Consider the following 23,138-nt stretch of genomic DNA (forward strand, 5'->3'; position numbering starts at 1 on the left):
CGTACATCGACTTGCCCATTAATTAAGATATGTCTAAATTAGCTCCTTCTGAAATAAAAGATCAAGCCCATGCCTACCGCGACGATGGACAGCGCCACCATGGCCCGCCACGCCGACCAGGCCGCCACCCTGCTCAAGGCACTTGCCCACCCCGCGCGGCTGCGCGTGCTGTGCCGGCTGGTCGAGGGGGAGGCGCCGGTACCGGAACTGCAGGCACTGACCGGACTGGGCGCATCGGCGCTGTCCCAGCATCTGGCCGTTCTGCGCGCACTACGGATCGTGGCCACTCGGCGCGAGGCACAGGCCATCCACTATCGGCTTGAACAGGGTCCGGCGCAGGGCGTACTGCAGGCACTGCATGCGGCGTACTGCGCGTAGCACCGCAAGCGCAATCACGCCTGGCTCGGCACCACGACGTTCCGGTGCAATCAACCGGCGTTGAGCGCCGGACGCACGATCTCGCTCAGTAGATCCACCGCCGTGGGTACCGCACGATCTCCATCCGCCGTGCGCGAGAAACCCGACCAGTCGCTGGTGCTGAGCTGACGCAGCTTCGGCGCATCGATCTGCAACGCGCGCATCGACCAGTAAGGAAACTGGCGCTGGCCCAACCGCCCGCGCGCCAGCTCGACGATGTCCACATGGCTGCCCGCCTGCAGGATGCGCTCATACACCGGGTCGATGCCATCGGGCGGCCCTTCGATGTACTGCAGGAACCGCTGCCCGTCATGCAGCAGGACCCCCGTCACCCCGGCCATCCGGTTGAAACGGGCCGCATCGTTCACCAACGTCTGCAGGCGTTCGGCGGCGAGGTCCGGCCGGGCCTGGCTGGCGTAAGCGATGGCGCGCAATGGCATGAAGCGTCCTTGGCAACGTGAGCGGCCAAGGTAACAGTTACGGACGAGCCCGTCTCAGATCGCGCACGCGTTCCCTGAAGAGTTCAGTCAACGGCGCATGGGAGTGTCGGCGCAGCGCGGCAGCACCGCTTCGAACACCACCTGCCCTTGTTCGTTGTGTGCACTCAGGCGCCCACCGTGCGCGGCAACGAACTGGTCGACGATGTACAGGCCCAGCCCCAGACCCTTGCTCTGGTGGAAGCTCGCCTTGAACGGCTCAAACAGCCGCGGCAGCAGCGCCTCCCCGATGTGGCCGACATTGCGCACGCGCAGCGTCACCGCGCGCGTATCGCTGCCATCTACAGCCACCTGCACCACATCCTTGCCACCATGGGTGAGCGCGTTGCCGACCAGGTTGGCGACGACCTGGCCCAGGCGATCCATGTCGCCGTGCAGGGTGGCATCACCACGTGCTTCGAACGCGATGCGATCACTGCCGTGCGCACTGCCCGCCTCGGCAATCACCGCGCGTGCCAGCTCCTCCAGGTCGCAGCTGGCAGCCTCCAGCCGCAGCCCACCGCTGCGGATACGCGAAAAATCAAGCAGCTGCTCGACCATGCGCGCCATGCGCACGGTACTGGCCTCAAGATGCTGCAGCGTCTGCTGCGCACTGGTGTTGCCCGGTGGCAGTTCCAGCGACAGCTTGTCGGCGCACAACAGGATGGCCGACAGCGGTGTGCGCAGATCGTGGGTGAGTACGGCCGCCATCGTCTCGTTCAACTTCAGCGCCCGCTCCAGCGCATCGTTGCGCCACTTCAGCAACTGCCGCTGCTGGTACAGCTCGATGAAGACATTGACTTTGCTCAGGATCACCTGCGGCGCCACCGGCTTGTGCAGGAAATCGACCGCGCCACTTTCGTAGCCCTTGAATGCACGTACCGGGTCATCCGGCGAGGCGGTCAGGAAAATGATCGGCACATCGCGGCTGCGCTGCGAGCCACGCATCAGCTCGGCCAAGGTGAAGCCGTCGATCTCGGGCATGTGCACATCCAGCAGGGCCAGCGCCACCTCGTGCTCCAGCAGCAGCTCCAGCGCCTGCGCGCCCGAGCCGGCCAGCAGCAGGTTGACGCCCTCGCGGCGCAACAGCGCCTGCATCGCCACCAGGTTCTGCGGTACGTCATCGACGATCAGCAGGTTGACCGGTGCCTGCGACTGCGCAGGGTCCGGTGGCAGCAGATTCATGCAAACAACTCCTTCAAGCGACGGCACATCAATTCAAGAGGCAGCACGGCATCAGCGCCGGCGTGCTGCAGGGCGGACGCCGGCATCATCGATGCCTCGGCCTCCTCGGGGCATTGCAACCAGGCCCGGCCACCTGCGGCGCGCACCGCGGCCACACCTTCGCTGCCATCGCTGCTGGCACCGGTCAGCAGCACCGCCAGCAGCTGCGGCCCGAACACGGCCGCGGCAGATTCAAACAACGGATCGATGGCCGGGCGCGAAAACAGCACCGGCTCGTCCATCGACAGCGCAATGGTCTGCGCATCTTCCACCAGCAGGTGGTAATCGGGTGCAGCGAAGGTCACCGTGCCCGCCTGCAGCGGCTGCTTGTCCTCCGCCTCGCGTACCTGCAGCGCGCAGTACGGCGACAGCACTTCGGCGATACGACTGCTGCGGTCGCGCGGCACATGCAGCACCACCAGCACCGGCACCGGCAGACCCGCCGGCAGCGCGCCGAGCAGCAGCTGCAGTGCGGCCACGCCACCGGCCGAGGCGCCGATGACCAGCAGATGCGGGCGTGCAGTTCCCATCAGACGACCTTCCGGTACAGCCGATGTTCGCGCGAACAGGTTTCAAACGCGTCGTGGTGCTGGCCGAACTGCAGCGATTCCTTGCTGCCCAGGCCCAGAAAGCCGCGGTGCACCAGCGCCTCACGGAACAGGCCTACCGCACGATCCTGCAGGTCGCGGTTGAAATAGATCAGCACATTGCGGCAGGACACCAGGTGCACTTCGGAGAACACCGTATCGGTGGCCAGGCTGTGGTCGGCAAACACCACGTTGCGGCGCAGCTGGCGGTCGAACACCGCACCGTCGTAGGCGGTGGCGTAGTAATCGGACAGCGAACCGGTACCGCCGGCGGCCAGGTAATTGCGGCTGAACTGGGCCAGGCGGTCGATGCTGTAGGCACCGGCTTCCGCACTGGCCAGCGCGGCCGGATTGATGTCGGTCGCGTAGACGATGCTGCGTTCCAGCAGTCCTTCCTCATGCAGCAGGATGGCCAGCGACCACACTTCTTCTCCAGTACTGCAGCCGGCCACCCACAGCTTCACCGACGGGTAGGTGCGCAGCACGGGCACCACCTGCTCGCGCAGTTGCTTGAAATAGGCCGGGTCACGGAACATTTCCGACACCTGCACGGTGAAGAACTGCATCGCCTGGGCGAACAGGTCCGGCTCGTGCAGCAACCGGTGCTGCAGGTCGACCAGGCGCTCGCAGTCATAGCGCTGCATGGCCTGGCGGATGCGCCGCCGCAGCGAGGAGACCGCGTAGCTGCGGAAGTCGTAGTGGTAGCGCTGGTACAGCGCTTCCAGCAGCACCTTCAGTTCCAGGTCGAACAGCGCCTGTTCGTTCATTGCCGCGAGCACCAGACCCGGCACAGCGAGACCAGCTTGTCCACGTCGATGGGCTTGGCGATGTAGTCATTGGCGCCGGCCTGCAGGCAGCGCTCGCGGTCATCGGGCATGGCTTTGGCGGTAAGCGCGATGATCGGAAGATCCTGCAGGTGGCGCTGTGCACGGATCTCGCGCATGGCGGTCAGCCCATCCTTCTCCGGCATCATGATGTCCATAAGCACCAGGTCGACCTCTCGCTGGGCCAGGCGATCCACCGCCTCCTGGCCATTGCGCGCGATCTCCAGGGTCACCCCCAGCGGTTCCAGCACGCTGGACAGGGCGAAGATGTTGCGCACATCGTCCTCGGCCAGCAGCACGGTGCGGCCGTCGAGCACGGTGTCGCGGCGACGGGCCTCGCGCAGCAGGCGCTGCTGGTCGCTGGGCAGGCTGGCCTCGACGCTGTGCAGGAACAGGGTCACCTCGTCCAGCAGGCGCTCGGGCGAGCGTGCGCCCTTGATGATGATGCTCTTGGAATAACGGCGCAGGCGCTGCTCTTCCTCGCGGCTGAGCGCGCGGCCGGTGTAGACGATTACCGGCGGGAAGCCGACATCATCGTTGCCGGCCATGTGTTCCAGCAGGTCGTAGCCACTGCCATCGGGCAGGGACAGGTCCATCACCATGCAATCGAAGGTGACCGTGCTCAGCTGTTCCAGCGCAGCGGCCAAAGTACCCACCGCCACGATCTGCAGCTGGTCACGGCCCAGCAGCAGTTCCAGGTTGCGGCGCAGATCGCTGTCGTCCTCGACGATCAGCAGCCGGCGCACATCACGCTGGCTGGTCTGTTCCAGCTGTTCGATGGCTGCGGCAAGTCGTTCGCGGGTGGCCGGCTTTACGGCGTAACCGATCGCGCCCAGCTCGCGCGCCACCTGGCTGCGGTCCATCCCCGAGACGACATGCACGGGAATATGACGGGTTTCCGGGTTGCGCTTGAGACGTTCAAGCACGCTCAGGCCGGAGACGTCGGGCAGGCCGATATCCAGCAGAATGCCGTTGGGCCGCAGTTCGCTCGCCAGAGCAAGCGCCTCTTCCGCCGTGGTGGCCACCACACAGTCGAAGTCCAGTTCATGGGCCAGCGACACCAGCGCCTCGGCGAAGCTTGCATCGTCTTCCACCGCCAGGATCAGACGCCCGGCGCGCTGTCGGCTGCTGCGGTCATCGGCCACGGCAACCGCTGCTGCAACCGGGGCAGTCGTGGGCTTGCGCACCGTCGGCGGGGCTGACTGCACCGGGGGCGACGACTGCGGTGTCGCCTCCAATGCCTCGCGCGGCACCTCGCTGGCCGGCGCACCCTGCAACGGCAGTTCCAGGATGAAGCAGCTGCCTCGACCCGGCTCGCTGTCCACCTGGATGTCGCCGCCCATGCGTGCAGCGAGATCGCGCGAGATCGACAGGCCCAGGCCGGTGCCACCATAACGACGACGGGTGCTGCCATCGGCCTGGCGGAAGGCTTCGAAAATCACCTGCAGCTGGTCGCGGGCGATGCCGATGCCTGAATCGCACACTTCGAAGCGGATGCGGCCACGGCCACCGGCACGAACGTGCAGGCTGACCTTGCCGTGCTCGGTGAACTTCACTGCGTTGGCCAGCAGGTTCTTCAGGATCTGCTGCAAGCGCTGGTTGTCGGCCACCAGTTGGCTCGGTGCCAGCGCATCGGCCTCGATCTGCAGGCCCAGGCCCTTCTGCCGTGCCATCGGCTCGAACGTCTCGCGCAGGCGCTGCAGCACGCTGTCGACCACCACCACTTCGTCGGACAGTTCCACATGGCCGGCTTCGATGCGGGACAGATCGAGAATGTCGTTGATCAGTGCCAGCAGGTCGTTGTTGGAAGACAGGATCGCGCGGGCGTACTTGACCTGTTCTTCGGTCAGCGTGCCGTCCTTGTTGTCGGCCAGCAGCTTGGCCAGGATCAGCGAGCTGTTCAGCGGCGTACGCAGCTCGTGCGACATGTTGGCCAGGAATTCGGACTTGTAGCGCGAGGTCGCCGCCAGCTCGTTGCTGTTGCGCACCAGCTGGCCCTGCGCCACCAGCAGCGCCTGCTTCTGCGCCTCCAGTTCGTGGGTGCGCTCTTCCAGCTGGACATTGCTCTGTTCCAGCTCGACCTGCTGCTGCTCCAGATTGGCCTGCGACTGCATCAGGCTGCGGCTCTGCTCTTCCAGCTCTTCATTGGCCACGCGCAGTTCTTCCTGCTGGGCCTGCAGTTCCTCGCCCTGCCGCTGCGACTCTTCCAACAGCACTACCAGCTGGGCGCGCAGCAATGACGCACGCAGCGCCATGCCCACCGTATCGCCGCAGCGCTCCAGCAGTTCCACATCCAGCTTACGCTGGCCTGCGTCCCGCGAGCGCCCCAGTTCGACAACACCCACCGCCACACCATCGCTGCTGATCGGCGCCAGGATGCGCTCGCGCACCGCCACCTGGCCCAAGCTGGACTGCAGCTGCAACGCATGCTGGTCGTCGCCCTGCACATGGCGGATCTGCTGGTCGCGCGCAGTCTGGCCCAGCAGGCCTTCCTGCAGCGTCACCGACGCCGGCAGCCCGCCTGGAAGCGAAACACCGCCGGTCAACTGCAGCCGGCCACCTTCGATGCGGTACAGCACGCCGACCTCGGCCCGCAGCTGCGCAGCCAAGGTGGTCATCGCCGCATCGGCAATCTGTTCGGGCCCCAGGTCACCGCGCAGGCTCATGGCCACCGCATTTTCGGCCTCCTGCAGCCACAGTGCCCGCATCGCCTCGCGCCGCGCCGTGATCGCGCGGGAAACAATCAGCGCGATCATCAGGAAAGCCACGCCGCCAATGGTGCGGTTGACCAACGAGAACGAGGAACTGGCACTGGCCGGAGCAACGTTGTAACCGATCGCCAACAGGCCGCAGGCCAGCACGGCGACCACGAACGGTGCGCGGGCGCTGCGCTGGAATACCGTGACGCCGATGGCCATGAAGTACAGCAGCCACACCGCGTACCCCAGTGGAACCACCAGTTCCATGGTGATGGTCGCTGCCAGCAGCACGGCGCCGGCGGCCCAGATCCAGCGGTCACGCGTAGTTGCACCAGGACGCATGCAAATGGGTTCCAGATCACAAAAGGTGGGTGATGGTACCCCGTGTCGCATTCAGCCGCACAGGACCAATGGCACAGGTCGCTCGTGCACGCATTCTTCACACTTCAGTACCTAGGGTCTCGTGCCTCACAGGGGCAATTCTGATTTCCAGGTGGACGCAGGTGCATCTACGCCGTCGGTACTGACCGACACCTCACGACAACTGCGGCTGCTGATCGACAGCGTGCGCGATCATGCGCTGTACCTGCTCGATCCGGAAGGCAAGGTGTGCAGCTGGAACCCCGGCGCCGAGCGCATCAAGGGCTATCGTGCCAGTGAGGTCATCGGCACCCACTTCAGCCGCTTCTACCTGCCCGATGAACGCGACGCCGGCGAACCCGAGCGACTGCTCCGGCTTGCAGCACAGAACGGCCACGCGTCCAGCGAAGGCTGGCGGGTACGCCGTGACGGGTCTTCGTTCCGCGCCAGCATCGTCATCGAAGCGGTCGTGGAGAACGGCGAGCTGCTCGGCTTCGTCAAGATCACCCGTGACATCACCGAGCAGTGGCGGGCCCAGCGCCTGCTGCGCGATGCCCAGCGCGCCCTGCGACAGACCCAGCAGTTTGAAACCGTGGGCCGCCTCAGCCGCGGCCTGTCGCACGAATTCAACAACCTGCTGACCACCGTCGGCAATGCCTTGGACCTGCTGGCGCTGCGCGTGGGCAGCGATGCCCGCGCGGCCGATCTGCTGGCGACCGCCCAGGCAGCGACCGACCGCGGCGCGCTGCTGACCCGGCAACTGCTGGCCTTCAGCACCGGCCAGACCCTCATCCGCGAGCCGCTGGACATCAACCAGCAGATCAGCGACTGGCTGCCGGCCCTGCGCAGTGCCTGCCCGCCCGGGGTCACCGTGGAAGCAGCACTTACGCCCGGCCTGCCACCGCTCAGTAGCGACCCGCTGCAGCTTCAGACCGCGCTTGCCAACCTCGTGGCCAACGCTGCCGACGCCACCCTGGACGGTGGTCGCGTACTGGTGGCCACCGCGCTCGAGCACCGGCTGGACCCAGACGCGGACACCGCGCTGCAGCGTCGATATGTGACACTAAGCGTGTGCGACGAGGGCCATGGCATGGCCCCGGACATCGCTGAACGGGCGACCGAGCCCTTCTTTACGACCAAGGACATCGGCAAAGGCAGCGGCCTGGGCCTCAGCCAGGTGTTCGGTTTCACTACCCAGAGCGGCGGCTTCGTTGATGTGTCCACCACGCCCGGTGTTGGCACCACCGTCAGCCTGCTGCTACCCGCAATGGAGGACCCTGCCCATGACTGATGAACCGATCCGCGTACTGATGGTCGAGGACCAGTCCGATCTGCGCGAAATGATCGGCCTGGCACTGCGCGATTTTGGCATCGACGTGGCGACCACGGCCGACGGCCATGAGGCCGTCGCCCTGCTGCAGGGAGGACAGCGTTTCGACGTGGTGTTCAGCGACATCAGCATGCCCAATGGCATGTCCGGCATCGAGTTGAGCGAGCACGTGGCCCGTGACCAGCCACACGCCCGGATGATCCTGTCATCCGGTTATGCACGATCGCAGCTGCCGCCGCTGCCGGAGCAGGTTGAATTCCTGCCCAAGCCTTACCGCCTGCGGCAGCTGGTGGAGCTGCTGCAGCAGGGCTGAGGCATCCACGCATGGCGTGGATCTACTGCGGGTGGCGGGCGATGGTGGGTGCGGACCGTTGGTCCGCACTGCGGGGGCCCTCATCCACGCATGGCGTGGATCTACTTACCTGCGGCGGCTCCTTTACCAGCGCATGAACAGCGTCACCACGAAAATGGCCAAGGCCACGCCGATGATGATCCACAGGCCCTTGCTCTGGCGCCATGTGGGCTTGCGGGTGCCGGGGTTGTTCATTGCTTGCTCCATCGTGATAACAGGGATGGAACGAGCTTCGCGGTGTGCATGTGCAGTGCGCGTGCACGCGTCAGGAGCAGGCGCGCGGGCCATTCAGGATGCGCGCTGGCGATCCACCCGCAGCCGGCTGACCCGCCCACCCCTGTACGACGGGAAACACCGGCATCTCTGGATCAGTGCTTGCGCCGGCGCCATGTTCATTGCCCGCTCCGGTCATCGGCCCATCGATACCTTGCGCCCCATGGAAATGGAGTCCTACAGAACAGATCGCCTGACCAAGGACAAGGTTGCGCCGGAGACCGTCGGCAAAGAGGTGCGCCGGCTGCAGGCCGCGTTTCGGCGTGGCGTGAAGTGGAAAAAGCCGGACTTCAACCCCCTGGAAGAAACCAAAGCACCGCGCGGTGTCCGTAGCGTGGCGGTGAGGTTCTACGGCCGTCTGGCCATGCGAAAGCTGTACCATGCCAACCCTGACCGGGCGCGCTGTGGCTGTTCATGGCCCACACAGGACTACGCCGAGGAGAGTTGGTTGGGCTTTGCAAGGAATCGGTGGCCGGGCGCAGGCTCGGGGTGGAAAGCAAGCCAGACGAGGGAGGATGGTCAGGGGCGCACCAAGTCTGGCAAGTGGCGAGAGGTTCCACTGAATCGGTATGTGCGCTGGGCGCTGCGCCGTCTGCCCGACCCGCTGGTGGCCGTGCACAAGGACACGGCCTCTGACTGGTTTGCCTCAGATGCCAAGCGCGCGGGGATCGGCGGCAGCCTCCACCGCCTGCGGCACACATTCTGCGAGCACATGGTCATGGCCGGGGTGCCCTTGCGGCGGGTGCAGATTCTGGCCAGCCATGCCGATTACGTCACGACCGAGAAGTACTACGCCCACCTAACGCCTGAAGGCGACGATGGCGACGTGGCGAAGCTGAGGTACCGATCCGCGCCACTGGGACCACTGGGACCAAATCCTGTGGATATGCGGGAACAAGTGAGAAATGCGCTTGACTGTCCCTGCCTAAGTTATTGATTTTGGTGACCCCGGCCCGATTCGAACGGGCGACCTTCCCCTTAGGAGGGGGACGCTCTATCCAGCTGAGCTACGGGGCCATCGGCAGCAAGGAAGGATACCGCGTCTGGGTGAATGGACCAAGCATGGGGGCGCTGGAATCCCACGGGTGTCGCTATCATCTTTTGCCCTCCCAAATTACAAGACAGATGCCCGACGCCTGGAAACTGCTATCAAGCCTAGGTGACAGCCGCTGGCTGCTGCCGATGATTGCCATCCTGCTGTCAAGCCTGCCTCGTTCGGCATTCAAGTGGCGCGCATTGATGGCTATCGCGCTCACGGCGGCGTTGACGCTGGCGAGCAAGCTTGCGTACATGGGCTGGGAAGTGGGCATTGCGAGCATCGATTTCACTGGGTTTTCAGGGCATGCCGCGATGTCGAGCGCCATCTATCCGGTGGCCGGTACACTGCTGGCGGGAACCTCAAGGCCAGCGAGAATTTCGGTCTTTTCTGCAGGGCAATGCTGGCCCTGCTGATTCTCTGTCCGCGAAGTGATCGCCGCTGCCGCAGAGGTAAGCGGGCGAAGCATTCCATTTGAGATGGCGAAACGCCGGCCGGGCGATCCCACCAGTCTGGTTGCCTCCTCCACCCGCGCCCGCGAAATCCTGGGGTGGACGCCGCAATGGACTGAGCTGGCACCGATCATTGACAGCGCCTGGCAATGGCATCGCAACCCGCCTGCGTGGTCGCCGCAGCCGGCCATTCCTGGCACCGCGCGAAGCCTGCAAGAAGCCCTGCCTGCCTGAACAGGCACCCCGCACTGGGAAAGCGTCTCGGCGTGGCCCCACCCCGCACTGCACCAAGCCTCGCCACAGCCCTCTGCTACCATCGCCGGTTCAGTCCGCCGCGACCCCCACCTGCCCGCGGTGGCGCCAACAACGTAACGAAACACAGGAGTCTGCATGTCTTCCGAGCTGCTCAAGTCCCTTGGTCTGGACGCGATCAACGCTGGCACCTACCTGGGCAACGGGGAATGGTCGAGCGCCACCGGCGGCGAGCTGATCACCCCGGTCAACCCGACCACCGGCGAGCCGATCGCGCAGGTCCGCGCCACCACCGAAGCCGAGTACGAAACCGTCATTACCCGTGCCCAGGAAGCGTACAAGACCTGGCGCACCACCCCGGCCCCGCGCCGCGGCGAAGCCGTGCGCCTGTGCGGCGAAGCGCTGCGCAGGCACAAGGACGCCCTGGGTTCGCTGGTCGCACTGGAAATGGGCAAGAGCAAGCCCGAAGGTGACGGCGAAGTGCAGGAGATGATCGACATCGCCGATTTCGCCGTGGGCCAGAGCCGCATGCTGTACGGCTACACCATGCATTCGGAGCGCCCAGGCCACCGCATGTACGAGCAGTACCATCCGCTGGGCCTGGTCGGCATCATCTCTGCCTTCAACTTCCCGGTCGCGGTGTGGAGCTGGAATGCCTTCCTGGCCGCCATCTGCGGTGACATCTGCATCTGGAAGCCGTCCAACAAGACCCCGCTGACCGCCATCGCCTCCATGCGCATCTGCAACGACGCGCTGCGCGAAGCTGGCTTCCCGGATATCTTCTTCCTGGTCAACGATGCCGGTACCGCGCTGTCGGAAAAGCTGGTGGATGACCGCCGCGTGCCGCTGATCAGCTTCACCGGCTCGACCCAGGTCGGCCGCACGGTCAATGAGAAGGTCGCCCGCCGCCTGGGCCGCTGCCTGCTGGAGCTGGGTGGCAACAACGCCATCATCCTCGACGAAACCGCCGACCTGAAGCTGGCGGTGCCGGGCATCGTCTTTGGCGCCGTCGGCACCGCTGGCCAGCGCTGCACCACCACCCGCCGCCTGATCGTGCACCGCTCGATCTACGCCGACGTGCTGGCCACCCTGGTCAAGGCCTACAAGCAGGTGGAAGGCAAGATCGGCGACCCCACCGATGCCGCCAACCTGATGGGCCCACTGAACAGCGACGGCGCCGTCCAGCAGTTCCTCGACGCCATCGCCCAGGCCAAGGCCGCCGGCGGCACCATCGAAACCGGCGGCACCCGCATCGATCGTGCAGGCAACTTCGTGCTGCCGGCGATCGTGTCGGGCCTGAAGAACAGCGATGCGGTGGTCCAGCACGAGACCTTCGCGCCCATCCTGTACGTCATGCCGTACGACAGCATCGATGAGGCCATCGACATGCAGAACGGCGTGCCGCAGGGGCTGTCGTCCTCGATCTTCACCCAGAACCTGAAGACCGCCGAGAAGTTCCTCTCGGCGGCTGGCAGCGACTGCGGCATCGCCAACATCAACATCGGCACGTCCGGTGCGGAGATCGGCGGCGCCTTCGGTGGCGAAAAGGACACCGGCGGTGGTCGTGAGTCGGGCTCGGATGCGTGGAAGGTCTACATGCGCCGCCAGACCAACACCATCAACTATTCGGATTCGCTGCCGCTGGCCCAGGGCATCAAGTTCGATCTGTAACACTGTTTTGTAGTGCCGAGCCATGCTCGGCAGGACGGACCATGAACACTGCAGGCAGTGCGGTCGAGCATGGCTCGGCTCTACAAGTGATCGACTTCAGCGGCCGCCGCGTACTCATCGCTGGCGGCAGCAAGGGGATCGGCCGTGAACTGGCGCTGGCATTTGCCGGCGCCGGTGCACAGGTATCGGTCTGTGCCCGCGGCTTGGCCGGATTGCAGCGGCTGCAGGCCGATGCCCAGGCGCAGGGCACGCCGCTGCATGTTGTGGCGGCCGATCTGGCCGAGATCGAGCAGCTCGGCGGCTGGCTGCAGGCCGCCGCCGATGCGCTTGGCGGCATCGACGTGCTGGTCAACAACGCCACCGGCTACGGGATGGCTGATGACGAGGATGGCTGGGCGGCCAGCCTGCAGATTGATCTGATGGCGGCCGTGCGCGCCTCGCGCCTGGCCCTGCCTTGGCTGCGAGCGTCGGATGACGCCTGCATCCTCAACCTCTCTTCGATCGCCGCACAGCAACCCCGCCCCGGCGCGGCACCGTATGCAGCAGCGAAGGCTGCGCTGTCCCACTACACCACCTCGCAGGCCCTGGCGCTGGCCAAGGACCGCATCCGGGTCAACGCCATCGCGCCAGGCTCGATCGAGTTTGCCGACGGCCTGTGGGACCGTCGCCGCGTCGACGATCCCGACCTGTATCACGCCACCCTGGCGAAGATACCGTTCGGCCGCTTCGGCCAGCCACGCGAGATCGCCCATGCCGCGCTGTTCCTGTGCTCGCCGCTGGCACGCTGGATCACCGGCCACGTGCTGAACGTGGATGGCGGCCAGGTATTGATGGGCTGAGCCGCGCTCGCCGGGCATGGCCCGGCGCTACCGCTGCTGTCTCGCCCATGGGCTTGGCGGCCTGCAGGCACTATCATGTATGCACTGCCAAGGAGGACCCCTCATGAGCGTGGCACCCCGACAGACAAGCGGCCTGGCCGTCCTCAGCCTCGTGCTGGGCATCGCCAGCTGGACCGTACTGCCCTTGGTGGCCAGCATCGTGGCCATCATCACCGGGCACGTGGCGCGCAGCGAGATCCGCCGCCGCCCCGCCGAGCTGGAGGGCGACGGACTGGCCCTGACCGGGCTGATCCTGGGCTGGTTGAACGTGATCATGCTGGGCCTGGGCCTGCTGCTCATCTTCCTGTTCTTCGGCGGCCTGGCCTGGCTGGCCACGCTGTCAAACTGACCGCCATGAGCGTGTCGGACAGCACTGAACGCTTCAGCAGCCGGGTCGCCGACTATGTGCGCTACCGCCCGGACTACCCCGCTGCCTTGATCGACTGGCTGCATGGACCGATGGCGGTGCCTGCCACGGCGCCGGTCGCCGACATCGGGGCGGGCACCGGCATTTCCAGCCGCCTGTTTCTCGCCGCCGGCCATCCGCTGGTGGCGGTGGAGCCCAACGCACCGATGCGTGCGGCGGCCGAACAGTGGCTGGCACCGCAATACCCCCTGTTCCGTGCGGTTGACGGCCGCGCCGAGGCCACCGGCCTGGACGATGACAGCGTTGATCTGGTCAGCGCCGCACAGGCCTTCCATTGGTTCGACACCATCGCGGTGCGTGCCGAGTGGCAGCGCATCCTGCGCCCCGGCGGAATGGCGTTGATCTACTGGAATTCGCGCCTGCTCGATGCCAGCCCGTTCCTGGTCGGCTACGAGCAGTTGCTGCTGGACTACGGCACCGATTACACCACCGTGGCCGAGCGCTACCAGGACGATGCCACCATGCAGGCCTGGTTCGGGCCGGGCCTGCGCGGCATGATCGAACTGCCCAACGTGCAGCATCTGGATTTCGACGCCCTGCGTGGGCGCCTGCTGTCTTCTTCCTACGCGCCGCAGCCCGGCCACCCGCGCCACGCGCCGATGCTGGCTGCGCTGCAAGGCCTGTTCAATACCCATGCGGTGGATGGACAGGTCGCCTTTGAATATCGAACCCGAGCCTTCCTCGGCACGCTGGACTGAACCGACGCATGTATTCGCTTGCCCGCCCCTTCCTGTTCTCGCTCGACGCCGAGCGCGCCCACGGCCTCGGCCTGTCCGCACTGGACCTGGCCTGGCGCACCGGCACCACGCCGCTGCTGGCCGCACGCATCGCGCCGATGCCGAGTACCGTGTTCGGGCTGACCTTCCCCAATCCGGTCGGCCTGGCCGCCGGAATGGACAAGAACGGCGAGCACATCGATGCCTTGTTCGCCCTCGGCTTCGGCTTCGTCGAGATCGGCACCATCACCCCGCGCGCGCAGGATGGCAACCCGAAGCCGCGCCTGTTCCGGCTGCCGGCGCACCAGGCCATCATCAACCGCATGGGCTTCAACAATGCCGGTGTCGATGCGCTGGTGCGCAACGTCGAGCGCGCGCGCAACCGCCGGGGCCTGCTGGGCATCAACATCGGCAAGAACAAGGACACCCCCAACGAACAGGCGGTCGACGACTACATCACCTGCCTGGACAAGGTGTATCCGCTGGCCGACTACATCACCGTCAATATTTCCTCGCCCAACACCGCCGGCCTGCGCGAGCTGCAGGAAGAGACCGCCCTGCGCCAGCTGGTCAGCCAGCTGCGTGACCGCCAGGAGGCGCTGGCCGCGCAGCACGGGCGCCGCGTGCCGATGCTGGTGAAGGTCGCGCCGGACCTGAGCGAGCGCGACATCGATGCCGCTGCGCGGGTACTGGGCGAACTGCAGGTGGACGGCGTCATCGCCACCAACACCACCATCGACCGCAGCCGCATCGCTGGCGACCCATTGGCCAGTGAAGCCGGCGGCCTGTCCGGCGCGCCGGTGCTGGAGCAGTCCACCCTGGTGCTGCGCCGCCTGCGTGCGCGCCTGCCCGAGTCGATGCCGCTGGTGGGCGTGGGCGGCATCCTGTCCGGTGCCGACGCGGTGGCCAAGATGGCGGCTGGCGCCGCCCTGGTGCAGTGCTACAGCGGCATGATCTACCGTGGCCCTGCACTGGTGGCCGAGTGCGTGGAGGCGATCCGCCGCCGCCGCGAAGCCCCGAGCCGCGGCGCGGTGGCACCACTGTGAGCGCGCCCATGGACATCGCCGACAACACCGCCGGACCGCTGCGCTGGACCCTCACCGAAAACGCCCCGCTGCAGGCGCTGAACACCTTCCACGTGCGCGCGCAGGCAGCGCAGCTGCTGGAACTGCACGACCCCAGCCTGCTGCCCGACGTACTGGCGCTGCCCAGCGTTGCCAACGGCCCGCTGCTGGTACTGGGCAGCGGCAGCAACGTGCTCATCGCCGATGACCTGCCGGGTACCGTGCTGGTGTTCGGCAACCGCGACATCAGCTTCCTCGAACACCGCGCCGACCATGCGGTGATCCGCGCTGGTGCCGGTGTGCCTTGGCATGGCCTGGTGATGTGGTCGCTGCAGGAAGGCCTGTCCGGCCTGGAAAACCTCGCACTGATTCCCGGTACTGCCGGCGCAGCACCCATCCAGAACATCGGCGCCTATGGCGCACAGGCCGGCGAGTTCATCCAGACGGTCGAAGCCTGGGACCGCCACGAGCAGGCCTGGGTACGGCTGGACAACGAGCAGTGCGGTTTCGCCTACCGCGACAGCGTATTCAAGCAGCAGCCGGACCGCTACCTGATTACCGCCATCGAACTGAAGCTGCCGCTGCTGCACGATCTGCGCATGGATTACGCCGGTATCCGCGAAGAACTTCAGGCCCAGGGCGTGGAGCTGCCCAGCGCGGTGGATGTGGCCAACGCGGTCATCGCCATCCGCCGGCGCAAGCTGCCCGACCCGGACGTGCTCGGCAACGCCGGCAGCTTCTTCAAGAACCCGCTGCTGCCGCTGGAACAGGTAGACGTGCTGCTGCAGCACTTCCCCGATCTTCCGGTGTTCCCGGCAGACCGTGATGACCAGCGCAAGGTCTCGGCGGCGTGGATGATCGACGCCTGCGGCTGGAAAGGTTTCCGCGACGGTGACGCCGGCGTGGCCTCCAGCCATGCGCTGGTGCTGGTCAACCACGGCACTGCCAGCGGCGCGGAACTGCTGGATCTGGCGCGACGCATCTCAGCCTCGGTGCTGGAAAAATTCGGCGTGCCGATCGAACCGGAGCCGCGCCTGCTCGGCGCCCAGTGGTGAACACCCGCGCAAGGCCCCCGCTCGCCCCGCCGGCGCGGGCGGCGCTGCTGATGCTGGCCAGCACGATGGCCTTCGGCCTGATGGCCGTGGCCATCCGCTATGCCACCCGCTACGTGCCCACCCAGGAAGTGGCGTTCTTCCGCAACGCATTTGGCCTGCTGGCCCTGCTTCCGATGCTGCTGCGCCCGGGCCGTGCACCGCTGAAGACCCAGCAGCTGCCCCGCTACTTCGTGCGCAGTGCCATCGGACTGGGCTCGATGCTGTGTGCATTCTGGGCACTGGGCCACCTGCCGTTGGCGCAGGCGGTCTCGCTGTCGTATTCCACGCCCCTGTTCGTCACCATTGCCGCGGTTATGTGGCTGGGTGAAACCGTACGCGTGCGCCGCTGGGCAGCGGTGGTGGTGGGGTTCATCGGCGTACTGGTCATTGTCAGGCCCGGCACGGCAGGCTTCTCTGCGGGCAGCCTGGTGGCGGTGGCCGCAGCCCTCCTCAGTTCGCTGGTCGCGATCCAGATCAAGCAGCTGACCCGCGTGGACAGCGCTGACACCGTGGTGCTCTACACCTACGTGTTCTGGGTGCCGTTGTCGCTGGTGCCGGCGGTGTTTGTCTGGGTCTGGCCCACCGGCCTGGCCTGGGGGTGGCTGGTGGCGACGGGGGTGCTGGGTACTGTTGGCCAGTTGCTGTGGACACGCGCCCTGCGCCTGGGGGAAGTGTCGGCCCTGACGCCCATCAGCTTCCTGCAGCTGCCGCTGGTGACGCTGTGTGGCTGGTTGTTGTTCGATGAGCGCGTGGACCGATGGACGCTGGTCGGCGCGGCGATCATCCTGGCAGCGAACGCGTACATCGCGCATCGCGAGGCGGTGCTGGCCCGGCGTGCGGCGAGCGTCGCCGCCACCGCAGCCGCCAAGCCGGCGGAGTAGATCCACGCCACGCGTGGATGAATCTGTGTGAATCAAACGCATCCACGCATGGCGTGGATCTACACGTTGGCAAAGGCCCGTTCGGCCGCACAGAACACGTTTCCCGGCGCAAACAATTCCTCAAGGTGACGCAGCGCCTGTCGCCGCTGCTGCGGCAGCCGGTACGCACCTTCGCCTCCCATCAGCATCTGCTGGCATTGCACCAGGTCCTGCAGAATGCGCGCGTGCCGGTACCAGGCGATCCACTGCAGATCACCCAGATCATCGCCATACCCCTGGGCAAAGCCCTGCGGACGCTCACGCCCCCAGCGGCCGCCCACCGCTGCTCCCACGAACATCAGATCGCGTTCACGCGGCGCCAGTGACAGGCCGTCCCAATCGATCAGATGCAGTGCACCGTCCTGCCCCATCAGCACGTTGCCCGCATGCAGATCGGCATGGCAGGGATGCAGCTGAGGCTGCCGCTCGGCCAACGCCTGCTGCAGCAACCCGGCACGATCGTGCAGCATGGCAATGCGATCGCGCTGCCGCGCCCATATCGCGTGGAAGGCCCGGCCCCACCGGTCCTGCGCGGACGGCAACAATGCGGGCTGCTGCAGCCACTGGCCGACAGTCTGCAGGGCATCAGCTGCCAGCACCTGCTGCGGCAATCCTTCGGCCAGCGCGCGCGGCAGCTGTGCCGTGTGCAATCGCCGCAGCACCTCACCCAGACGCTGCCATTGCACCGTGCTCAGCGGAGCCTCGAAGCCGGATTGACCTTCGATGTAGGGAAACAGGGTGAACTGCAGGCCCCAGCGCTGCACGGAAACGCCACCGGTCGTTGACGGCCACGGTGCCACGATTTCCTCGATGCCCAACGTGCTGCGCAGCCAGTGCAGGCTTTCCCACACAACCGAAGTCACTTGATACCGACGGCACTTCAACCACCATTGGCTGCCGCGCGCGTCGATGCGGAACACGTTTGCGTTGGCCTCGGCACCGACCACGCGTGGCACCACGGCCGTGGCGGTGATGCCGTAGGACTGCTGCAGTACTTCGCCGATCTGCTGCGCCGACACGAGTGACATGAGGGGTCTTGCCATGAAGCCTGGGCTCAGTGTCGCAGATGGGCCGGTAAATGCGTAGGTAAGCCCGTCACAACATGACGCGCAGCACCCGCGCAGACACAGTGGCCTGCGGACGCCGGCGCTCAGCGCGCGTAGAACCCCAGGAACATCGCCACCGCAGATTTGGCCACCCTGTGCCGTTCCGCCGGGCCCAGCGGGGGCTGGCCCATGGTCACCTGCGGCCAGAACGCGAAGCCCTTCACCAGGCCCTGCAGCTGGTGATCGGCGAACTCGGGATCGACCTCACGCAGGCGTCCATCGGCGATGGCCGCGCGGATCCATGCGCTCACGCCGCCTTCCTTCTCGCCCATGCGACAGACGATGGCCTGCGCACGCTCGGGCGAATGGATGATCTCGGCCATCGCCACGCGGGCAAGGTCGATGAAGTTGGCATCGCCCAGCAGGTCCAGCTTCTGCCCCAGCAGTTGCAGCAGCTGCACGTCCAGCGGCTGATCGGCGCGGTAGGGCAGCTCGATGGCAGCCATGCTGCTTGCCCAGAGTTCTTCCAGGATATGGCCGAACAGTTCTTCCTTGCTCGGGAAATGGTTGTAGACCGTGCGCTTGGACACGCCGGCCGCGGCGGCGATGCGGTCCATGCTGGTCGCCTCGTAGCCGGCGCTGCGGAACTCCTCCACCGCTGCGCGCACGATGGCTTCGCGTTTGCGGTCGGTCAGGCGCTGCGGGGCAAGGGACATGGCGGGAACCGGAAGGCTGAACGGACCCCGCCATTTTACACCGGCCAGTGTACTTTCTGGAATTCGGAAACTACACTGTGCAGTGTACCCAGCGGACGTCCCCGATGAAGCGCCTGCTCCTTGTCCTCCTGTTCGGAACCCTCGCCGTGACCGCCTACACTTTCTGCAAGTCCTGGTCCCTCCCCGACTTCCGCGACTCGCCGCAGTACCGCGACGGCAAGTTCCGCAACGCCCTGCCGAAACCGGCGCTGGGCCTGTGCGACGGCCTGGAGATCTGGTGGACCTTCCTGTTCAACCGCCCCAAGGGCACGGTGCCGGCCAACCCCATTCCGGTGCAGGCGCTGGACCGCGCCAGACTGGACGCCGCGCCCGATCGGAGCCTGTTCCGCCTGGGCCACTCCACCATTCTGCTGAAGCTGCGGGGCCAGTACTGGCTGACCGACCCGGTGTTCTCCAAGCGCGCCTCACCGGTGCAGTGGATGGGCCCGGCGCGTTTCCACGCACCGCCGATCAGCATCGACGATCTGCCGCCGATTGCCGGGGTGATCCTCTCGCACAACCATTACGACCACCTCGACCACGATGCGGTGATGCAGCTGGCTGGCAAGACCGCACGGTTCATTGCGCCGCTGGGCGTGGGTGACCAGCTGATCGCCTGGGGCATCGATGCGGCCAAGGTGGAACAACTGGACTGGTGGCAGTCGACCGAGGCCAGCGGCCTGCGCCTGACCGCGACCCCGGGCCAGCACTTCTCCGGCCGCGGCCTGGGTGACAGCGACCGCAGCCTGTGGGCCTCGTGGGTGATCCAGGACGGCGACTTCCGCGTCTTCTTCAGCGGCGACACCGGCTACTTCGACGGCTTCAAGGCCATCGGCGAAAAGTACGGCCCGTTCGACCTGACGATGATCGAGACCGGTGCCTACGACAAGCGCTGGGCCTTCGTGCACATGCAGCCCGAGCAGACCCTGCAGGCGCACCTGGACCTGCGCGGCAAGTGGCTGCTGCCGATCCACAACGGCACTTTCGATCTTGCCCTGCACGCGTGGCAACAGCCGTTCGAGCGCATCACCGCGCTGGCAGCGGCCAAGCACGTGCCGGTGGCCACGCCCATCATGGGCGAGGCGCTGGACATGCAGGCACCTGCCGCCGGCACGCGCTGGTGGGAGCGCACCCGGTAGAGGCCAACCTGGGTTGGCACTGTGCTTCGTATCAATGCCTCTTGCCGCGATACCTGAACTGCTCAGCGAGTGAAGGCCGTTTCACTGTTTCTTTCACCAGCACGACACCGGCAGCGCTGCACGATCAATCCGCCCATCCCCGGGCGTTGCAGAAAGGTGTTGTGCAATGGACAAGAATCGTACCGAAGGTGCCAAGAACCAGGTCAAGGGCACGGTCAAGGAAGTGGCTGGCAAAGTGACCGGCAACAAGACCCAGGAGCTTGAAGGCAAGGCCCAGAAGGGCGTCGGCAAAGTGCAGAGTGCCGTTGGCAAGGCCAAGGATGATGCGCGCCGCTGAGCGGCAACGATATCGCCATTGACCGCAGCGCAACCCAAGCATGCCCTCGCTGGAGGGCATGTGCTGCAAAGCAAGCTGGCTCCTGCTTCGAGAACCGTGCGCCCCGTGATCTCATCCGCTCCCCAACGCATCCTCCTTGTCGAAGATGACACCGCCATCCGTGAACTCACCGAGGACGTTCTGTCCGAAAACGGATACGACATCACTGCCGTCGGTGATGCCGAAGCGGCCGTTGATACGCTGGCAAGCGCGGGTCCTTTCGATCTTCTGATCTCCGACGTCCGCCTGCCAGGCATGAACGGCTGTGATCTTGCGCGCAAGGCTGTACAGGACGATCCGGACCTGCGCGTTCTACTGGTGACCGGCTACGCCGGGCAGCGCGCAGGCGATCCGCAGCTGACGCCAGAAAACATTCCCGTGCTGCGCAAGCCGTTTACCCTGCGGGAGCTTCTGGGGTCGGTGCACGCCACGCTCTGACGGCGCCTGCCAGCAGCTTGTCCACACGCCGCTCCAGTTCAATCGAAGAAAAGGGCTTGGTCAGGATATCCATGCCAGGTTCCAGATGCTCTCCTCCCACTGCTGCAAACGCGGCATAGCCGGTGATGAACAGCACGGGCATCGTCGGCCGGGCCTGTCTGCCGGCGTCGGCAACCTGCCGGCCGTTCAAAGCGCCGGTCAGGCCCACGTCGGTCACCAATAGATCGTAAGCGTGGTCCGTCGTCAGCAAGCCCAATGCTTCGCTGCCGTTGGCCGCCTCCGTTACCCGATGGCCCTGGGCGCGCAGCACGTCCCCCACCAACGCGCGAATGGCGGCCTCATCCTCCACCAGCAGCACCGACTGGCCAGGGGTGACGGAAGCCGCCAACGTGCTCGGCACAGGAGAAGGAGGGGTCATGGCGCCCTCATCGACCTGTGGAAGGTAAAGGCCGATGGTCGTGCCCCGCCCGGGCGCTGATTCCACCTCCACCTGTCCGCCCGACTGCCGGGTGAACCCGTAGATCATCGACAGGCCCAGTCCAGTACCCTGGCCGATGGGCTTTGTGGTGAAGAAGGGTTCGAACACCTTCTCCACCACACTGGCATCCATGCCGGTACCGGTGTCGCATACCGAAAGGCACACATACCGCCCGGCTTCCAGACCAAGCTGGCCACCGCGCGCCGCCGTCACCTCTTCAATGCTGCTGGAAATGACCAGCGTTCCCCCTTCGGGCATGGCATCACGACCATTGATGCACAGGTTGAGCAGGGCGTTTTCCAGTTGCGGGGCGTCCACCCGTACATGGTCGCTATCCAAGGCAAGGCGCGTTTCAATGGCGATGGAGGGGCCAATGGAACGACTGAGGATATCCAGCATTCCCTTCACCAGCGATGAGACGCGCACGGAGGACGGCGCCAGTGTCTGTCGCCGTGAAAAGGCCAACAGCCGCTGGGTCAGCGCCGCGGCCCGGTCCGCACCACCGCGGGCCATCTCCAGATAGCGTTCAAGGCCATCGGACCGACCCTGCCCCACCCGCATTTCCAGTAACTCCAGCCCCATCGACACGGCAGTCAGCATGTTGTTGAAATCGTGCGCGATGCCGCCGGTCAACTGTCCCAGCGATTCCATCTTCTGGCTCTGCCGCAGCCGCTCTTCCATGGCCATCAACTCGGCCGTCCGTGCCTGTACCCGCTCTTCCAGGGACAAGGTGAGCTGCTGCAGCCGCTGCTGCGCACTGCGGCGGTCGGTGATGTCAAACGCTGCCCCGAACCATTCCTCCACACACCCACGCTCATCCAGCAAGGGCACCGCGCGCATCTGCAGCCACCGCACGGTGCCATCGGGCAACAGGGTGCGATGCTCCAGTTCCAGTGGGGTACCGGTGGCACGTGCCCGCTCGATGGCCGTCTCTGCCGTCTGGCGGTCTTCCGGGTGGATCAACCGCTCGCGCCACCCGGTTCCAGCGGCCTCCAGATCCGGAACCGCGTCCTGCTGGCAGATCGGGCGCACCGTCTGCCAATCGGCGGAAATCGAATAGAGCGACTGGGTCGCCGCAGAAACCAGGGCGCCCAGCCTGCGTTCACTCTGTACCAGCGCTTCGGATGCACGCCGCTCGGCCGTACGGTCGCGGAAGACCACGACAAAGCCCACGGCCTCACCTTCATGGCCGCGCAGAACCGTCATCGAACCGTGCGCCCAGATGCGCGTGCCATCGCGGTGGCGCAGCCAGCGTTCGCCGCTCAGGCCGCCACTGTGCAGTGCCTGTTCCATGTTGTACTGGAACCGCGCACTCTGCCGGTCGTCATCCAGGTACAGCACCTCACCATGGCGGCCCCGCACTGCCTCTTCATGCCACCCGAGAATCTGCTCGGCGCCCCGGTTCCACAACGTCACCCGTCCGTCCATGTCGAAGGCAATGATCGCGTAGTCCCGTGCGCTGTCCATTATCTGGCGGTGCCGCGCTTCGGTCAGAGACAGATGCTGTTCCAAGGCTACCTGGGGCGTCAGGTCCAAGCCCTGCACGAAGATGCCAGTGACCTGCCCCATCGCGTCCCTGCATGGCTGGAACATGACATCAACGATATGGTGCGGCCCGCTCCCCACCTGGACGATGCCACTGTCGTAGGCCATCTTGCGGCCGATGTACGGCTCGCCGGTCCGGTACACCTCATCCAGCAGTTGCAGATAGCCCTGGTCCAGCACTTCCGGCAGCGCCTCCGCGATCGGCCGCCCGATGACCTCGCGGTTGCCGATCAGGGTCGAATAGCCAGGGTTGACCAGTTCAACACGATGGTCCGGCCCAGCGAGGAATGCCATGAATACCGGCGATGT

General features: G+C 65.9%; 23 protein-coding genes and 1 tRNA gene. 15 read left to right on the forward strand and 9 right to left on the reverse strand.

Features of this window, described 5'->3' with window-relative positions; genetic code table 11:
• The first annotated feature begins 69 nt into the window (after positions 1-69).
• Positions 70-378, forward strand: coding sequence for a metalloregulator ArsR/SmtB family transcription factor (locus ACQKDV_RS01260; protein ID WP_427781980.1), 309 nt, complete (start codon positions 70-72; stop codon positions 376-378).
• A 50-nt stretch (positions 379-428) separates the two neighbouring features.
• On the opposite strand, the gene ACQKDV_RS01265 is transcribed toward ACQKDV_RS01260, so the two are convergent.
• The 5 genes from ACQKDV_RS01265 to ACQKDV_RS01285 form a co-directional block, all read right to left on the reverse strand.
• Positions 429-857, reverse strand: coding sequence for a BLUF domain-containing protein (locus ACQKDV_RS01265; RefSeq protein ID WP_427781981.1), 429 nt, complete (start codon positions 855-857; stop codon positions 429-431).
• A gap of 87 nt (positions 858-944) precedes the next feature.
• Positions 945-2,078, reverse strand: a complete 1,134-nt coding sequence (locus ACQKDV_RS01270) for a hybrid sensor histidine kinase/response regulator (protein ID WP_427781982.1) — start codon at positions 2,076-2,078, stop codon at positions 945-947.
• Positions 2,075-2,647: a chemotaxis protein CheB gene (locus ACQKDV_RS01275; RefSeq protein WP_427781983.1), complete on the reverse strand. Its 573-nt coding sequence runs from the start codon at positions 2,645-2,647 to the stop codon at positions 2,075-2,077. Before ACQKDV_RS01275 ends, ACQKDV_RS01270 begins: the two co-directional genes overlap by 4 nt.
• Positions 2,647-3,471, reverse strand: coding sequence for a CheR family methyltransferase (locus ACQKDV_RS01280; RefSeq protein ID WP_427781984.1), 825 nt, complete (start codon positions 3,469-3,471; stop codon positions 2,647-2,649). Before ACQKDV_RS01280 ends, ACQKDV_RS01275 begins: the two co-directional genes overlap by 1 nt.
• Positions 3,468-6,569: a response regulator gene (locus tag ACQKDV_RS01285; protein ID WP_427781985.1), complete on the reverse strand. Its 3,102-nt coding sequence runs from the start codon at positions 6,567-6,569 to the stop codon at positions 3,468-3,470. Before ACQKDV_RS01285 ends, ACQKDV_RS01280 begins: the two co-directional genes overlap by 4 nt.
• 151 nt (positions 6,570-6,720) lie before the next feature.
• Between ACQKDV_RS01285 and ACQKDV_RS01290 the strand changes: the two genes are divergently transcribed.
• The 3 genes from ACQKDV_RS01290 (at position 6,721) to ACQKDV_RS01300 (ending at position 9,479) form a co-directional block, all read left to right on the forward strand.
• Positions 6,721-7,878 carry a two-component system sensor histidine kinase NtrB gene (locus ACQKDV_RS01290; RefSeq protein ID WP_427781986.1) on the forward strand — a complete coding sequence of 386 codons (1,158 nt, stop codon included), beginning with the start codon at positions 6,721-6,723 and terminating at the stop codon, positions 7,876-7,878.
• Positions 7,871-8,230: a response regulator gene (locus tag ACQKDV_RS01295; RefSeq protein ID WP_427781987.1), complete on the forward strand. Its 360-nt coding sequence runs from the start codon at positions 7,871-7,873 to the stop codon at positions 8,228-8,230. Before ACQKDV_RS01290 ends, ACQKDV_RS01295 begins: the two co-directional genes overlap by 8 nt.
• 427 nt (positions 8,231-8,657) lie before the next feature.
• Entirely contained in the window at positions 8,658-9,479 is an 822-nt protein-coding gene (locus ACQKDV_RS01300; RefSeq protein ID WP_427781988.1) for a tyrosine-type recombinase/integrase, read from the forward strand.
• Positions 9,480-9,482: 3 nt separating this feature from the next.
• Here the strand turns inward: ACQKDV_RS01300 and ACQKDV_RS01305 are convergent.
• Positions 9,483-9,559 (reverse strand) — tRNA-Arg (locus ACQKDV_RS01305).
• Positions 9,560-9,667: 108 nt separating this feature from the next.
• Here ACQKDV_RS01305 and ACQKDV_RS01310 point away from each other — a divergent pair.
• From ACQKDV_RS01310 to ACQKDV_RS01345, 8 genes are all read left to right on the forward strand, one after another.
• Entirely contained in the window at positions 9,668-9,994 is a 327-nt protein-coding gene (locus ACQKDV_RS01310; RefSeq protein ID WP_427781989.1) for a hypothetical protein, read from the forward strand.
• A 426-nt stretch (positions 9,995-10,420) separates the two neighbouring features.
• Positions 10,421-11,953, forward strand: coding sequence for an L-piperidine-6-carboxylate dehydrogenase (amaB, locus tag ACQKDV_RS01315; RefSeq protein ID WP_427781990.1), 1,533 nt, complete (start codon positions 10,421-10,423; stop codon positions 11,951-11,953).
• A gap of 41 nt (positions 11,954-11,994) precedes the next feature.
• Complete coding sequence (locus tag ACQKDV_RS01320; RefSeq protein ID WP_427781991.1) at positions 11,995-12,792, forward strand: SDR family NAD(P)-dependent oxidoreductase; 798 nt, start codon at positions 11,995-11,997, stop codon at positions 12,790-12,792.
• Positions 12,793-12,895: 103 nt separating this feature from the next.
• Positions 12,896-13,180, forward strand: coding sequence for a DUF4190 domain-containing protein (locus tag ACQKDV_RS01325; protein WP_427781992.1), 285 nt, complete (start codon positions 12,896-12,898; stop codon positions 13,178-13,180).
• 5 nt (positions 13,181-13,185) lie between these two features.
• Positions 13,186-13,956: a class I SAM-dependent methyltransferase gene (locus ACQKDV_RS01330; RefSeq protein WP_427781993.1), complete on the forward strand. Its 771-nt coding sequence runs from the start codon at positions 13,186-13,188 to the stop codon at positions 13,954-13,956.
• An 8-nt stretch (positions 13,957-13,964) separates the two neighbouring features.
• Positions 13,965-15,020 (forward strand): quinone-dependent dihydroorotate dehydrogenase, encoded by a 1,056-nt coding sequence (locus tag ACQKDV_RS01335; RefSeq protein ID WP_427781994.1) that lies wholly within the window; start codon positions 13,965-13,967, stop codon positions 15,018-15,020.
• 8 nt (positions 15,021-15,028) lie between these two features.
• Positions 15,029-16,093, forward strand: coding sequence for a UDP-N-acetylmuramate dehydrogenase (gene murB, locus ACQKDV_RS01340; RefSeq protein ID WP_427781995.1), 1,065 nt, complete (start codon positions 15,029-15,031; stop codon positions 16,091-16,093).
• A 50-nt stretch (positions 16,094-16,143) separates the two neighbouring features.
• Positions 16,144-17,013, forward strand: coding sequence for a DMT family transporter (locus ACQKDV_RS01345; protein ID WP_427782001.1), 870 nt, complete (start codon positions 16,144-16,146; stop codon positions 17,011-17,013).
• Between the two features lie 59 nt (positions 17,014-17,072).
• Here the strand turns inward: ACQKDV_RS01345 and ACQKDV_RS01350 are convergent, their stop codons facing one another.
• Together ACQKDV_RS01350 and ACQKDV_RS01355 are read right to left on the reverse strand one after the other, a co-directional pair.
• The gene (locus tag ACQKDV_RS01350) at positions 17,073-18,080 is read right to left on the reverse strand and encodes a phosphotransferase (protein WP_427781996.1); all 1,008 of its coding nucleotides are present in this window, start codon (positions 18,078-18,080) and stop codon (positions 17,073-17,075) included.
• Positions 18,081-18,202: 122 nt separating this feature from the next.
• The gene (locus tag ACQKDV_RS01355) at positions 18,203-18,814 is read right to left on the reverse strand and encodes a TetR/AcrR family transcriptional regulator (RefSeq protein ID WP_427781997.1); all 612 of its coding nucleotides are present in this window, start codon (positions 18,812-18,814) and stop codon (positions 18,203-18,205) included.
• 104 nt (positions 18,815-18,918) lie between these two features.
• Here ACQKDV_RS01355 and ACQKDV_RS01360 point away from each other — a divergent pair, with 104 nt between their 5' ends.
• The 3 genes from ACQKDV_RS01360 (at position 18,919) to ACQKDV_RS01370 (ending at position 20,806) form a co-directional block, all read left to right on the forward strand.
• On the forward strand, positions 18,919-19,992 hold the full coding sequence (locus ACQKDV_RS01360) for an MBL fold metallo-hydrolase (protein ID WP_427781998.1): 1,074 nt from the start codon (positions 18,919-18,921) through the stop codon (positions 19,990-19,992).
• Between the two features lie 166 nt (positions 19,993-20,158).
• Positions 20,159-20,329 carry a CsbD family protein gene (locus ACQKDV_RS01365; protein WP_295521398.1) on the forward strand — a complete coding sequence of 57 codons (171 nt, stop codon included), beginning with the start codon at positions 20,159-20,161 and terminating at the stop codon, positions 20,327-20,329.
• A 105-nt stretch (positions 20,330-20,434) separates the two neighbouring features.
• Positions 20,435-20,806, forward strand: a complete 372-nt coding sequence (locus tag ACQKDV_RS01370) for a response regulator (protein WP_427782002.1) — start codon at positions 20,435-20,437, stop codon at positions 20,804-20,806.
• On the opposite strand, the gene ACQKDV_RS01375 is transcribed toward ACQKDV_RS01370, so the two are convergent.
• Positions 20,763-23,138: PAS domain S-box protein (locus tag ACQKDV_RS01375; RefSeq protein ID WP_427781999.1), on the reverse strand; the 2,376-nt coding region annotated here is incomplete at its 5' end. The genes ACQKDV_RS01370 and ACQKDV_RS01375 overlap by 44 nt on opposite strands.

It is taken from the genome of Stenotrophomonas sp. NPDC077659 (genome assembly GCF_050268705.1).
In the GTDB taxonomy this organism is placed as follows: domain Bacteria; phylum Pseudomonadota; class Gammaproteobacteria; order Xanthomonadales; family Xanthomonadaceae; genus Stenotrophomonas.